This window comes from Paenibacillus sp. FSL P2-0136, from assembly GCF_037975325.1.
Lineage (GTDB): Bacteria > Bacillota > Bacilli > Paenibacillales > Paenibacillaceae > Paenibacillus_AQ > Paenibacillus_AQ silagei.
In genome coordinates this window covers 1,923,562-1,938,396 of the sequence record NZ_CP150244.1, presented here as the reverse complement: position 1 = coordinate 1,938,396, position 14,835 = coordinate 1,923,562, and the positions used below count along the sequence as shown (strand labels likewise).

Sequence of the window (14,835 nt, the reverse complement as noted above, 5' to 3'; positions counted from 1 at the left end):
TCAAAATTCTCACGTGCCGGTTCCATCGCTTCATTCACCTGCCATCTATCATTCTGTTGCCATTCTAATTTGCTTCCTGGAGCCTGCAATAAGCAGCATAGCCTCAGCTGGCTCCATTATTTGATTAAGCTCGTTATACTCCATGCTCTCCAGTAAATGAGCGTAAGCCATATGATCGTTCAACCTTCCGCCGGTCAGCAGCGCGTTGCCGCTATTAATCATCTCACCGGCCAGGTTCGTGATAAGCTGCAGCTGATTAAGCTCATGCACGTCACTGCCCACCATCAGCAGCACGCCAAGTCCGCCGCCAAAGCGGGCAATCCGCTCCAGGTGATCCAGTGAATCATTCTCCATCCGGTCAAAGGCCGACTTGAAATGCGGCATTACCAAGACAAGAAGCGGATACTTGGACAAAATATAATCCGTTTCATCAAATTCCCCAGGTGCGGAGCTGTCAGCCAAAGCTTGACGGGCATCATTTTTTCTAAGCTGCAATTGCTCTATGAAGGTATGAGTGAGCTGCAGAAACTCTTCTGCTGTATCCATAACCGTAAGAGCGGAAACGGATTTCAATTCTGCCCGCTTAAAAGTGTTGCTGTCGAATACATACAGCTCCTTGGTTATGGAATCCGCCGAGGCTTCAAACGCCTTCAGGATCGAAGTAAACGTTAGCTCCACATCCTGCTGCCCGGTATAAGAGACTACAAAGCTGCTGATTTCCTTCAGATTGAGTTCTACCGGCAGTGTCGTGGCCTGTTCCAATCCAAGCGGCACCAGCGTTCCCCCGGTTCCTTCCGGCCGGTTCTTGACTGCACGCTCCAGAAGCTCTGCAAGTGAAAGCTTATCCGGTATTACAGAAATCTGAGCAGGACTAGTGTCTCCTGCTACCGCTCTCATCTCTGAGCTGATCCGGCGTATGGAGGCCGCGATTTGATCATCCGAGCTGCCTTCGGCCGGCTGCGCAATATGGAATTCCAGAATCCCGTTTTCTTTTAGCAAGCCACGGCCCACTGTATTGGTCGGTTCCATTCCATCTGTCCTGCCCAGAACGCTGGAGTAATCCAGCCTGTCAGACATTTGAAATACTAGCGACTGCTTAATATTCTGGCTAATCCGGTAAGGATAGGAGCTGACTGTATTGGCCGTAAACACAAAGTAAATTCCGTAGCCTCCCCCTTCGCGCACAAGCTTAGCCAGATCCATAACATAGTCGTCGTACGCCTCTGCGAAGCCTGTGAAATTATCCAGCATAATAACGATATAAGGGACTTTTTCTCCAGTTGCGTTACAGTAAGAGACCAGATTGCTGATGCCAAGCTGAGAAAATTTACGTTTACGCTCATTTAGTTGGGCGAGCAGCCAGCTAATCAGCTTCCCGAGCTTTTGTTCATCCTCCGGATAAATGACATCCCCCAAATGCGGAAGCTCATGATAGACGCCTAAAGTTCTTGTACCGAAATCGAGAATATAAAAATTCACATATCCCGGATCATATTTCATGGCAAGCGACATGATCATTGTCTTCAGTAGAGTGGTCTTCCCGCTGCTTGGCGCTCCATAGACCAGCAAATGTCCATTTACATTAAAATTAATCTCCAGATTGTACTGCTCCTGATCTGAAGGATTGTCTACCCGCCCAACGCTTGCCACCAGTTGATCCCTTGGCTCCTGCCACTGCTGCCCATTCCATATCCGTTCCTGATCAAGCACCTCCGACAGCGCCAAAGTCTCCGGAAGCGGAGGAAGCCACAGCTGGAAGGCCTCTCCAATGGATTCCTTTGCTGAAATATCGGCAATGTGTTGAACTACAGCCTGCAGTTCACTTAACGCCAAGGCATTATCACCCTGTTGCTGCTTCGGAAGCAGCGCTCTGCGCTCCCCGCTTAATGAAACGATGTCCAGCTTGGGCATCCCCTCATCTTCAGCTTCACCTGAATGGTAAGGCGCCCCGCTCCAGGAAGACTGGAACAAGGTGAACAGCTCATTATTGCCCACCTGCAGATAGCCGCGGCCCTTTTCTTTGATCTCGGCAGCCTCCGGACGTTTCAGCATCTCATTACTGTCAGAGGGAGTCTGCACCTTCAGGCACAGCTTGAATCTGGAGTTACTCCAGATTTGATCGTCCACCACTCCGGATGGCTTCTGAGTTGCCAGTATTAAATGAATGCCCAAGCTTCTTCCGACCCGCGCCGCACTGACCAGCTCCTTCATGAACTCCGGCTGATCCGATTTCAGCTCTGCAAACTCATCGACTACGATAATCAAGTGCGGCAGAGGCAGGCGTACCTCCTTATTACGGTAAAGAACAATATAGCTGTCAATACTGGTCACACCAGCTTCACTGAAGAGTCTTTGCCTCCGCATCAGCTCGCTTTTGATGGAGGCCAGCGCCCGGTTAATCTGATTGCCGCCCAGGTTGGTGATCGTTCCCACCAGATGCGGAAGTCCCGTGAAGGCATTGGCCATCCCGCCACCCTTATAGTCAATCAGCACAAACGCAATTTCATGCGGATGATAATTCACCGCCAGACCAAGCAGCAGAGATTGAAGCAACTCACTTTTCCCTGATCCGGTTGTACCCGCTACCAGTCCATGGGGACCGTAGCTAGTCTCATGCATATCGAAGACAAGAGACTTTCCGCCTGCACCCAGCCCAAGGGGAGTGGACAGCGTACGGTTGGCCTGGTTTCGGGACCAGCGTTCCAGTACCTTCAGCTCCTCGACCTGCTGGGCCTCAAAGCTCTCCAGAAAAGTAACCATCGGCGGAATGTAGCTGTTATTCTGTCCGGCCTTAATACGGAGCGGTGCCAAAGAACGGGCGAAAAACTCTGCTTGAGTGTTATACATTGAATCTGTAGTGAAAAAATCAGCCAAATGACCCAGCAGATCATGAGTATCCTTGCGGACAAGTCCTTGACCATCCTTCATCTCCAGAATGACCTGGCAATTCAGCGGCAAAGCAACGTCGATTTTCTCCGATACAAAAATACTTGTCATTCCAAGCTTCGAATCACCTGAGAGCAGGTATTTCATCATTTCCGTACTGTCCCACAGTTCAGGAGCAAAAACCAAAAAAACATAGTGCGGGGTCTGCAAATTCTGCAAGCCGTAGCTTCCTTTGTTACCCTCTTCTCTCTTCCTGAGATCCGCAAGCAGTTCATCGGCAATCGCAGCAGCCTCGTAGGCTGTCGTGGCCAGAGTTCTTTGACTCCGGTCCTTATTCCAGGTATGCGGCAGCCATTTCAGCCACTCCCAGTGCTCCAGATCTTCCGGCTGCATGACACACACGATCCTTACATCATCGTATCCGTGGTGTGTGGTGAGATGAACGATTGCAGCATTCAGGAAATTGCGGACCTCAGGCCGCTTACCGTATAACCCGAGCGTGCTGATACTGCTTAGAGGAATATAGACCGGGATATCTTTTACGTAATACATCTCCTCGCAGATCTTACTGGCGATCTCTTCAAGCGGATTCTCATCATCGATAGCCTTGGTGGTCGGGGTGTATGTAGGTACGAGAGAGATCGGCTGAACCCCGACCCCAATCCGTATATGTAAAAAATCGTCCTCAATAGCTGTTCTCTCCCAGAGCTGTTTACTCCGGCTACGGGCAATTTCTGTACAGCTTTGAATACTTGGATGAATATATGTATGGGCCTCACGCTGCGTACTGGCAGCTCCTTGCAGATCATTGCGAACCTGGAATAAGTAGTTGAGATATTTCTTTTCTAACTTTTTGTTGTGCTCCTGATGCTTGTTCACACTGGCTCTATAATTCATGACCGAGACTATCACCGTGAGCGCCGTCATACCCATCGTGGAGACAAGCATAATATAGGACCTGGTCAGGGTTGACATAAATATGGATATGATCAGCATTCCTAGCGGCGGAACGATAATCGTTAACCAAGAGAAGGACGGTTTCTCCGAAGGCCTGGCGGGATCTTCCAGCTCCAGCACGCCCACCGGGTAGTTTGGTTTAATCCGGGGGGTTCTTTGTACCTGATTGGTTGTCATTTCTTGAATGTTCATTCTTTTCATCACCACTGGATAGGAATTTTGGATTACAAAGCAGATAATTTAATTTTTAAACAATTATTGTATATTTTCATTAAATTGGGACGGGCTTTATTTTTTATCGGATCAGCAAGTGAATAGTTTATATTTTACATAACATTTTCTGCTAAAATAGTTCATTGATCCCTTATGGGCGTTTCTTATCTTTACTCTGTTAAAGTTAACAGAGGAGAAAGTTATAGTTCCTTAGTCATATTTTTTTGTCGAAACGAATTTAGATATAAGGATTTTGTCGGATTTACGTTTCATCTATACTTCAATCTAAAAAGTGTCTTGACTTAAACCTTGGTTTAAGTCGTATCCTATAACTGTCGACACCTAAACAATCAATTGGAGGCCTCCAGATGAACTATTATTCCATTGGCGAAGCGGCAACGCGGTTAGGGATTCCGGAATCTACCATACGTTATTATGAGAAGCAGGGGTTACTGCCCCGGATGGAGCGGGATGAAGCCGGCAGGCGGATTTTCACGGAGGATTACCTCGTTTTCCTTAAGATCATCCTCTATCTGAAAAACACACAGATGCCCATAAGCCAGATCAGGCAATATGTAGACTGGATGGCGGAGGGGGACAGCACGATTGCATTGCGGCTTGCCATGTTTCAAGAACATAAGCAGGCTGTATTGGCACAAATCGCGCTCATGACCGAATCCTTGCAGGGAATTGAGAAGAAAATAGAACGTTATACGAATTATTTAGAGACTAACGGGAAAGAGGTTTTATCATGAAGCTCTCAGGAAACACTCTTCTGATTACAGGCGGAGGCTCCGGCATCGGACTGGCTATGGCGGAACGGTTCATCCAAATGGGGAACACAGTCATCATTACCGGACGGCGTGAGCAAGTGCTACAGTCGGCTAAGGACAAAGTCCCCGGCCTGATTACCCGCTCGTGCGATTTAATGGTAGAGTCAGAACGCCTTGCTCTCTTAGACTGGGTAACATCAAGCTATCCGCAAGTCAATGTCCTGGTGAACAATGCCGGGATTCAGCAGCGCTTCAATATACAGACAGCGGATGTTAGGAATCATTGGGCTGATTTCAATCAGGAAATTACCACCAACCTTGAAGCCCCTCTTCATCTGGCTATGCTGTTTGCTCCATTCTTCGCAAGCCAGGAGGCTGCAACCATCATTAACGTGACCTCAGGTCTGGCCTTTACTCCGTTTGCCATCGCACCGATCTATTCAGCAACGAAGGCGGCCCTTCATTCGTTCACCATGAGTCTGAGACTCCAGCTCTCCGGGACCCGCGTTGAGGTCATCGAGGTGGCCCCGCCGGCCGTAAATACCGATCTCGGCGGATCAGGGCTGCATGTACATGGCGAGCCGTTAGATGCGTTCACGGATGGAATTTTTCAGGGATTCGCTGAAGGACTCCAGGAGATCGGATACGGCACCTCTGTGGACCGTCTGCGCATGTCACGGGACCAGATTGACCAATATGCAGCCCAGATGTATGAGGCGACGAAAGGCTACATTGAATAAAAGATTTGAATCAAAACGCACTAAAGAGACCGTCTTAGGGTAGACGGTCTCTTTGGGCGTGAGCATAATATGATAGAACTCCGCTTACATCAGCTTCTTAATCTTCTCTACCGGTAACTCCACCGCTTTGGAGACCTCTTCCGGAGTGAATCCGTGAAGCAGTAACTTGCGGATAATCTCCGCCTGGCCTTTTTCTACTCCTTGTTCGATTCCCTGTTCAATTCCTCTTTCAATTCCTCTTTCAATTCCTCGTTCTATGCCTTGTTCTATGCCTTTTTCTATGCCTTCAGCTATACCTTCTTCATATCCCCAACGCTTCCAGGCTGGCATGAGTTCCATAATCGCTTCACCCTCCTCCGGGTATTGTATCATCAATTCTTTTATAATCTCTTCATCCTGGACCCGGTCCGGCTGAAAATATAAATCCGCCACTGACATCACAAGCGCCAGCCGTCCTTGATCGAGCCGTGTCTTCAGCTTCATGAACATGCGCAGGAACTCCCGGCGCACATCTCTTGCTTCTCTTGTAGTATACCCCATCTTAGCTAGTAACGCAGCAGCTACTGCATTGTCTGAATCAATAAATCTTCGCCAGTTTTGCTTACGCAATTCTACCTTGAGAAACTGAAAGCGCAGGATCTGATGCTCAGGAATAACCATCTCCAAGGTGTCCTGCTCCTCCCTGATCTCATCTGAAGTGAAGATGGCAATCGGAATAATCAGCTTATGTTCTTTGCGGTAACGTTCAAACAGACGGCTGAAGTAAATAAACATTCGTTCATGAAACCGTGAATCCCGATACGACTGCGGCTCCAGGTGAATGAGAATATAACCGTCCAGTCCTTTGTAGCGGATTTCCAGCAGCAGATCCAGCTCCCGCGCTTCCTCGCCAACAATATCCACCAGCAATTCCTGCATCAGAAACCGGGTCTCACTATAATCCAGCATCGAATCAAGCTCAGGAAAAAACAACTCAATAAATTCCTGAAAAAACGTCTCCAGCAGCTTCTTAAAAGCCTCATCATGCGGTAAGGGTATTTTAGTCGCCTCCTGTTATATCCTGCTTGTTTCTTGTGAGTATATTCCATTTTAGTGGAATATAATATAACAAAAAGCACATGTGTTCTCATTTCGATCGTAGAAAACTATCTTACCCTCCGCTTTACCTTGCTAAAAAAAGAGCAGCCCCGATTAAATGGGGCTGCCCTTGTCTGCTCAGAAGCTTTAGCTTTGTCTACTTATCCTACTCCTCACCCGCTTCAACAAGCTTATCCATGAGCCGGACGATCATCACTACGGCTTCCGCGCGGGAAGCAGAATCCTTTGGTTTGAAGGCGCCATTGCCTTTCCCTGAGACAATTCCTGCATTAGCGAAGGCATTAATTGGCTCTGCCGCCCAGCTTGCCGGGAGGTCGGAGAATGGTGCCGGTGTGCCGGGAACATAGCTTGTAAGACGCGCTAGCATAGTCACAGCTTCCGCGCGGGTGATCTCCTGCTTGGGGTGGAAGGAACCATCGGCGTAGCCCTGAATAACTCCATGCTGTTGAAGCGCCGCAAGTGCCTTCGAAGCCCAATGTCCCTCCGTATCGGAGAATCCGGTCCCCTGCGCCCCCGTGAGGCCAAAAGCTTTTGTGAGCATTACAGCAAACTCAGCGCGTGATACTTTGGCTTCAGGATGGAATGAACCATCCGCGTAACCCGTTATCATCCCCATCCGGGCTGCACGATCAATGAATGATGCACTCCACAGAACGGCAGGTACATCCTGGAACTTGACAACTGCAGCCGTCCGGCCTTTTGCAACGATAGATTTAAGCGTATCTAAGTCCAAGGTATCTTTCAGGACAGGCCTGGTTACCGTTGGCTTTGCGGGACCGGCAGTTATAGCCGGTGTTGGTGCCGGTGTCGTCGTTGCTGTTGGTGCTGGTGTTGCTGTTGCTGTCGGTGTTACCGCCGGCTTTGGTGCTGGCGTTGCTGCCGGTGTTCCTCCCGATTGTGGCGTTGGCGTTGGCGTTGGTGTCGGCGTTGGTGTCGGCGTTGCCACCGGTACCTTTCCGCCCTCAACCACGATGGGAATCGCAATGGTTAAGCCGCCGAAGGAAGCAGTAATTGTTACCCCGTCCCCCGCTGCAATACCCGTAATGATCCCCTTGTCCGATACCGAGGCGACCGCAGGATCTGAAGTTGTCCAACGAACCTGATCCGTAACCACTATATTTGCTCCATTGTCATATACCGCTGTAATCACGGAAGCTGCTTGCTTGTTCACCTGTAAGGTGTGTGTGCCAGGCTCGGCGGTCAGCTTCAGCAGTTTAGGCACCGTACCTTCTGCCTGAACCGTTACCGATAGCTTCACCGGCGGCATGTTACCGTAATTCGCCTGGATGGTAGCTTCTCCCACTTCAACGGCATGAATGATACCCTGGGCGTCTACTGTAGCTGCCCGCTCATTAGAAGATGTCCAGACCGCTTGATTCGTGACATCGGCAGTGGAGTTATCGCTATAGGTAGCCGTAAGCACCGTCGCGTGCGTGTCGCCGACATTCAGCTTCAATTCGGCCGGGGCTACGGCCACGGAAGTCACTGTCCGCTCATCCTTTTTCACAATCGTATAGTTGTCAATTAATTCTGCGCTCTGCGTAGTGCGGGCTTGAATGATGATCTTATCATGGCTTACCTGAATGGCAGAATAGACGGGAACATCCTCGTCAAACATGAAATCAAGATACTCGTATTTGCTTCCATCGTAGAACTTCCAGCCAGAAGCTCCGCCGTCCAGATAGACTGTTCCTTGCTCTCCGTTCAGCAGCGGCTTGCCTTTGCTCATCGGATAGGTACGTGCATATACATGGTCATGGCCTTCCAGCACCAGATCGACCTTCAATTCTTCGAGAATAGGGGCAAAATAAGTCTGTGTGTATTCAATCAGATTGCCGCGTCCATCTTCGGTATGATAGGCAGGTTTGTGGAACATGACAATCTTCCATTTTTTATCACTGGTTAGAATATCCTCCCGCAGCCACTCCGCTTGCTTACCCATTGTTGCTTCGTCTGCTTCAGAGTTCAGCACCACGAAATGCACCTCTCCTGAGTCGAACGAATAGGCATACTCCTTCTGGAGCTCAGGTCCGTTAACAGGAAGCCCCAAGGCTTTGGCGAAAATGTACTTTCCTCCCCCTTTGACATCATGATTCCCCATGGCATACGCTGAAGGAACAGAGGAGGTATAGATCGACGAGGCTTGCCAGAACTGGTTCCATTCATTCAAAACCGCCCCATCATCGACCATATCACCGCCATGCATAACGAACTGGGTATCGGGATAATTCGTGAACGCATTCTGGATCAATTGCTGATAGGTCTCCAGCCCATTGTCCCCTTTGGTATGCGAATCGGTTACAAATACAAAGGAAACAGGCTTGTCCGGCGCAGCCTCCACCGTCTTATAATTGGACCAATCGCTCCAATGGCCTTCGTAGCCAACTCTGTAATGATAGCCCGTACCTGGCTCAAGACCCGTGACTAATGCATTATGAAGCTTGATTTCGCCCATAGGTCCGCCTGCAACCTCAGGAATGACCTCCACCTCGGAGAGTGCGCGCTGCGTGGCTGCTTTTGCCGGAGCATTCGTCAGATCACTATCCACCCAATCACTATCTTTCATGTACTGGATGTAAGCTTCTTGAACACTTGGCGCGCTCTGCCACCCTACGCTCATCATCGTCTTCATATCTTCGGTTACAAAGGTCTGCACATATTGCGGATCTGCCCCGCCAAACGGAGCTACAACATTCATACTGATACTCTCGCTGGTCCCGCCATCCTTGACAGCCTGAACGCTCCAAGTACCAATGGCAAGGTTAGTCAGGGACGTATAGATCTCTCCCTTGGCATCCGTCAAGCCTATTCCTGCGGTAAGATCACTCTGCTCCACATCTGCGGATGAGATGTACCCTGCCTTGCTGCCATCCGGCAAATACACCTTGATGAATCCGGAGGCACTGCCTGTTGTGGCGAACATCCGCGCGTCTTTCTCTACAGCAAGCAACACTGCGGACGATGGATCGGCTTTGGCATACACTTTGGACCCATCGGCGGTTACACGCACATAAGTCTGAGGACCGCTGGTATCGGTAAAATCAATCCCGGCTCCTTCCACCGACGCTCCTGCGCGGGAGGTAACCGTGATGATACTCTGAGTGTGCAGCGCTGATCCCTTGATGCTGAGCTTGTAAGGAAACCCGATCTTATACCTAAGCGGGGAGGCTAAGGAAGGAACTGGCGTCCCGCTTTCATACCCGAAACTGCCTTCCACCATAGCCATCTGCTTAGCCGTCTCGCCGCGTTCCATTTTCGCAGACCGGTTCACCTCAAAATCAATACTTGCCAGCGCATCCGCCTGATCCCCTTGCAATCCCTCGGCACTGACTTCAACATAGCCGCCTGTATTATCGAGGACTGTCTGCACATGGCTGAGGCCGGAGCGTGCAGTAATCACATTGGCCTGCAATGTCTCTGGATCGAACTTGATTCTGGCATGGAAGCTCTTAGCCTCGCCTACGTCCGTCGCCTTCAGCTTCAGCCGGTAGGTCTCATTACTGACAGCCTCTTCCGGGGCTTCCAAGGTAAATCTGGCCCCATGCTCAATCTGAAAAGCATATTCTGCTGCTGCCGGATTGCCGGCCATATCCTTGACTTCTGCCAGCACTTGATGATAACCTCCGGCCAGCGGAAGCTCCGGGTGATAGGTAATCTGCTTATGATTCAGATCATAGACATAAGTTGACGGTGCCGCAGGCTGACCATCCACCGTTAACCGGATGGAATCCGGGTCAATGCCCGACTTGGTATCCTCTGCTGACAGAATAATGTCAGAGACAGGAGCGCTCAAGGTTTGATTAGGAGCCGGTGCCGCTGGACTTAACACAGGCACATCCATATCTTCATTAACCGGCTCATCATAGATCAGCCTGACGTCATCAATCCAGATCGAGCCTTTATTCTTTTTGCTCATTTGTCTTTCTTTCATCTGGAAGTAGAAGGCCAGTGTACCCGGCATGGTCAGGTCTGAACCTATATCCGCCTCAACATACTTCCAGCCGCTCCAGTCGATCCCGGTCTCTTCACTCCTGATTTCATACGTTTTGGATTTGCCGGTGGAAGACACGTAGAACTTGGAGGTGAGGCCATGACCTTCCTGATTGGCGTATACCCACATCCCGATTCTCTTAGGCGTTCGGTTAGAGAGCGGCAGCTGAGTCGCGGGACCCACGGCAACCTGAGAGGGGTTATCGGTTATGCCAATGAAGTCATAATCAATCCGCAGGGACTTCGCTCCGCTATGTACGTATTTCGGATTCGTCTCCAGCGCCAGACTGCCGCTATGAATACGGGCACTGTCAAAGGTTAGGTCCGTTAAGCTCACCTGTTCAAAATCCTCTACCTTCACGACCCCGCTAGGTTCCCCTGCCTCTCCATAGACGGTGGGTGATTGGGATAGAGAGGGTGGCATGAGCGGAAGCAGAACTGTTACTGCCAGAATTCCGCTCAAGACTCTCTTTACAAATGGATGATTACTCACGAACTTTCACGCTCCTTGTTGTCTGTTCTAGTAGACAGCATAACGGCGTAATATGTTCGTAGAATCATCGCAATGTAAGCATATTAAATTTTATTGTATTAGACAGCAATCGCCTTAAGGTCCGGGGAGATCCATAGCTCGGCCCCTGTAGCCTTCTGAACGTCTTCCACCGTCAGACCCGGTGCAATTTCCATCAGCATCAGCCCCTGGCCCGGGATCACCTCAATGACCGCCATTTCAGTGACAATCGTGTTTACGACATGTACCGCCGTCAGGGGGAGCTTGCAGTCTTTCACTATTTTCGGCTGCCCGTCCTTGCTCACATGATCCATGGCGATAATGACCCGTTTAGCCCCGACTACCAGATCCATAGCTCCGCCCATGCCCGGTACTTTTTTCCCCGGAATCATCCAGCTTGCCAGATTGCCCTGCTCATCGACTTCAAGCGCGCCCAGCACAGTGATGTCCACATGCCCGCCACGGATGATCGAGAAGGAGACCGCGCTGTCAAAATAGCAGGCTCCGGCCATCGTGGTCACGAAGCTGCCGCCAGAATCTATACAATCGATGTTTTCTTCTGACTTCGCCGCTTTGGGGCCGACTCCAAGTATTCCGTTCTCCGCCTGTAGCATAATCTGAACATGATCAGGAATATAGTCTACCGCCAGGGTCGGCATACCGATCCCCAGATTCACCACATCGCCGTCCTTGAACTCCTGGGCGATTCTTCTCACAATGAATTCCCGCTTATTCATGCGTATTCCCCACCTTTACAATGGCATCAATCAAGATTCCCGGTACGTTGACATGATTGGGATCAATCTCCCCGAGCTTCACATAGTCATCTACCTCAGCTACTACATAATCCGCCGCCATCGCCATCACGAAATTGAAGTTCCGGGAAGAACCGTCGATCACCAGATTCCCCGCCTCGTCCGCCTTATGGGCCCGGATTAGTGCCACATCTGCATGGAGAGGCAGCTCGAGTAAATAGTCCCTCCCTTCAATATCGAGCTTCCTCTTACCTTCCTCTACAATCGTCCCTACTCCTACAGGGGTTAACACACCACCCAGCCCCGCTCCACCAGCCCGGATTTTCTCAGCTAACGTGCCCTGCGGATAGAGATTCACCTCCGCTTCTTTGGTCATCAGCAGCCTTCCCGTTTCCGGGTTGGAGCCGATGTAGGAGGCATAGATCCGCTTGACCCGGCCGCTTTTGACCAGCTTATAGATCGATAATTCCGGGGTGCCGGTATCATTGGAAATTAGCGAGAGCTGACCGGCTGACTGCGTCTCGACAAGCGCACGCACCAATTCTTCGGGGTGGCCTCCAGCCAGAAAACCGCCGACCATCACGGTATCTCCATCCTTCACCCTCTTCACGGCGTCTTCGGCGGAGATTAATTTGTTTATCATAGATTTCAGGCTCCTTGTTTATTATTGGAGAAAAGCTGGCTACAGGCTACTGGATGATATAGTCATGAATGACTTTGCCGTAGGGCAGCGTTAGATCAGCAGTGAAATGCTTTCCCCCGAGGTACGCCTTCACCGGCAAATCGGCCACAGGGGCATTCACATGGGGGATCAGGCTTAAGCGGGCCGGCCCGGTCCAAGCGCCTTTTACGTGAACATCTTCAAGAGTGTAGGCAACCAGCTGCGCAATCTTGGGGGTCCCATCCACATCGGGAATGAGCTTCAGATTCACTTGAGTTTTGGCGATAGCTCTAGCTGTGTCCTCTGTATCCAGCAGGTTATGCTTGTAAGGCATGGTTCCCACAGCCACCAGAACATCGTTATAATGCAGCGTGCCGGTCAGCGTCTCTGTACCTGCAACTGTCAGGCGGGGAGAGGCCCACTTTTTGGGGAACCCCCAGATCTCCCGTCCTCCCAGAATGGCAGGCGCATTATCCAGATACATCTGGGCCACGAAATTGCACGGCTTCCCCTCAAAGGTACACGGGATCACAATCCCGCTCTCCTCATAGCTTCCCAGACCCGACGAATCGGGCATCTTGATCCATTCATAAGACACGGTGTTACTTCCATCCGGCTGCAAGGGTTCCGGGACCGCCTGTCTGATCGCTGCAGGGTCAGATTCATAAGTGATGACCATAAATTCACGGTCAATGAAGCGGTAAGGCGGACGCCCGTAGCCCGGACTGGCCGCAGGCATGGATTGCAGCGTAAGAACCTCTTTTGCATTCATAATGATCTTAGACTCCCTTTCTGTCAGCGTTGTGTTAATAGCGTGCGTTCTCGACCAGCATGGCAATGCCCATCCCCGTTCCGATGCACAAGCTGGCTATACCATAATGCGACGATCTCCGTACCATTTCATGCACCAGCGTAACTAACACTCTGGCTCCGCTGGCCCCGACAGGATGTCCAATCGCAATCGCGCCGCCGTTGACATTTACCTTTTCCGGGTTAATCTCAAGCTCATGCAATACCGCTATGGCCTGTGCCGCAAAAGCTTCATTAATCTCGAACAGATCGATAGCTTCTAGAGGGATGTCCTGGTTCTTAAGCAGCGACTTAATAGCTCTTACCGGACCCATTCCCATGTAGGCAGGATCTACGCCAACCAGTGAATACCCCTTAATATAGGCTAAAGGCTCTACTGCATGCTCCTTGCATTTGTCTTCCGACATGACCAGCACAGACGCCGCTCCATCATTGATCCCCGAGGCATTTCCGGCAGTCACCGACCCGTTTTCCTTAAAAGCAGGCTTCAGATGAGCAAGCTTCTCTTTGCTGACCTCTCCTCTTACATGCTCGTCCTCCGTGAACCAGACAGTTTCCTTTTTGCTGGTGGTCATCACGGGTACAATCTGCTCAGCAAAAACCTTATTTCTCTTAGCTTCGGCTGCCTTGATCTGGCTGTCATAAGCAAATTCATCCTGCTCCAGTCGCGAAATATGATATTTCTCGGCAATGTTCTCGGCTGTAATGCCCATATGGTAATGATTGATCGGGCAGGTCAGCCCGTCAGCGACCACGGTATCTATCAGCTCGCTGTTTCCAAGCTTATAGCCGTTTCTTGCATTTCTCAGCACATAAGGGGCATTCGACATACTCTCCATCCCTCCGGCCAGGAGGACACTCCCTTGTTCAGCCCGAATAGAGTTGTAAGCTAAAGCGACGGCATGAAGCCCTGAACCGCAAACGGTGTTGATAGTTGTTGCAGGAACTTCAATAGGGATACCGGCTTGCAGTGCCGCCTGTCTGGCAGGATTCTGGCCCTCGCCCGCCTGTAGGACATTGCCCAGATAGATCTGCTCCACTAACGCAGGCTCTACATGGCTTTGCTGAAGGCAGGCCGTCATCACATTTGCTCCTAATTCTGTAGCACTCAGTGTCGAAAGTCCGTTGTTAAATGAACCAACTGCAGTCCGTAAGGGACTTACCAATGCAACTCTGTTCACAAAATCTCACATTCCTTTCTGATTGTAGTGGACTTACGTGCGGGTATGATCACGATGTATGAGAGAGTATGCGTTACGGCTTAATCAGCTTGATTAGCTTAGTCAGCTTAATCAGCTTAGTCAGCTTAGTCAGCTTAGTCAGCTTTGTCAGCTTAGTCAGCTTAGTCAGCTTAGTCAGCTTAGTCAGCTTAGTCAGCTTAGTCAGCTTAGTCAGCTTAGTCAGCTTAGTCAGCTTAGTCAGCTTAGTCAGCTTGATTAGC

9 protein-coding genes are annotated in these 14,835 nt (G+C 50.3%); 2 read left to right on the top strand and 7 right to left on the bottom strand.

Going from position 1 to position 14,835, the window contains the following annotated elements; genetic code table 11:
• Positions 1-48: 48 nt before the first annotated feature.
• Positions 49-4,035, bottom strand: coding sequence for a type VII secretion protein EssC (essC, locus tag NYE26_RS07985; protein WP_339255051.1), 3,987 nt, complete (start codon positions 4,033-4,035; stop codon positions 49-51).
• A 389-nt stretch (positions 4,036-4,424) separates the two neighbouring features.
• On the opposite strand from essC, the gene NYE26_RS07980 reads away from it, so the two are divergent.
• Together NYE26_RS07980 and NYE26_RS07975 are read left to right on the top strand one after the other, a co-directional pair.
• The gene (locus tag NYE26_RS07980; RefSeq protein ID WP_339255050.1) at positions 4,425-4,811 is read left to right on the top strand and encodes a MerR family transcriptional regulator; all 387 of its coding nucleotides are present in this window, start codon (positions 4,425-4,427) and stop codon (positions 4,809-4,811) included.
• Positions 4,808-5,569 (top strand): SDR family NAD(P)-dependent oxidoreductase, encoded by a 762-nt coding sequence (locus tag NYE26_RS07975; RefSeq protein WP_339255049.1) that lies wholly within the window; start codon positions 4,808-4,810, stop codon positions 5,567-5,569. Before NYE26_RS07980 ends, NYE26_RS07975 begins: the two co-directional genes overlap by 4 nt.
• Before the next feature lie 84 nt (positions 5,570-5,653).
• On the opposite strand, the gene NYE26_RS07970 is transcribed toward NYE26_RS07975, so the two are convergent.
• The 6 genes from NYE26_RS07970 to NYE26_RS07945 form a co-directional block, all read right to left on the bottom strand.
• Complete coding sequence (locus NYE26_RS07970) at positions 5,654-6,607, bottom strand: Rpn family recombination-promoting nuclease/putative transposase (protein ID WP_339257395.1); 954 nt, start codon at positions 6,605-6,607, stop codon at positions 5,654-5,656.
• A 205-nt stretch (positions 6,608-6,812) separates the two neighbouring features.
• On the bottom strand, positions 6,813-11,150 hold the full coding sequence (locus NYE26_RS07965; protein ID WP_339255048.1) for an S-layer homology domain-containing protein: 4,338 nt from the start codon (positions 11,148-11,150) through the stop codon (positions 6,813-6,815).
• A gap of 98 nt (positions 11,151-11,248) precedes the next feature.
• The gene (locus tag NYE26_RS07960; RefSeq protein ID WP_339255047.1) at positions 11,249-11,905 is read right to left on the bottom strand and encodes a 3-oxoacid CoA-transferase subunit B; all 657 of its coding nucleotides are present in this window, start codon (positions 11,903-11,905) and stop codon (positions 11,249-11,251) included.
• Positions 11,898-12,566, bottom strand: coding sequence for a CoA transferase subunit A (locus NYE26_RS07955; protein ID WP_339255046.1), 669 nt, complete (start codon positions 12,564-12,566; stop codon positions 11,898-11,900). Before NYE26_RS07955 ends, NYE26_RS07960 begins: the two co-directional genes overlap by 8 nt.
• Before the next feature lie 46 nt (positions 12,567-12,612).
• A complete protein-coding gene (locus NYE26_RS07950; RefSeq protein ID WP_339255045.1) occupies positions 12,613-13,356 on the bottom strand; it encodes an acetoacetate decarboxylase in 744 nt (247 codons plus the stop codon).
• 34 nt (positions 13,357-13,390) lie between these two features.
• Positions 13,391-14,575, bottom strand: a complete 1,185-nt coding sequence (locus NYE26_RS07945; protein ID WP_339255044.1) for an acetyl-CoA C-acetyltransferase — start codon at positions 14,573-14,575, stop codon at positions 13,391-13,393.
• Positions 14,576-14,835: the final 260 nt, after the last annotated feature.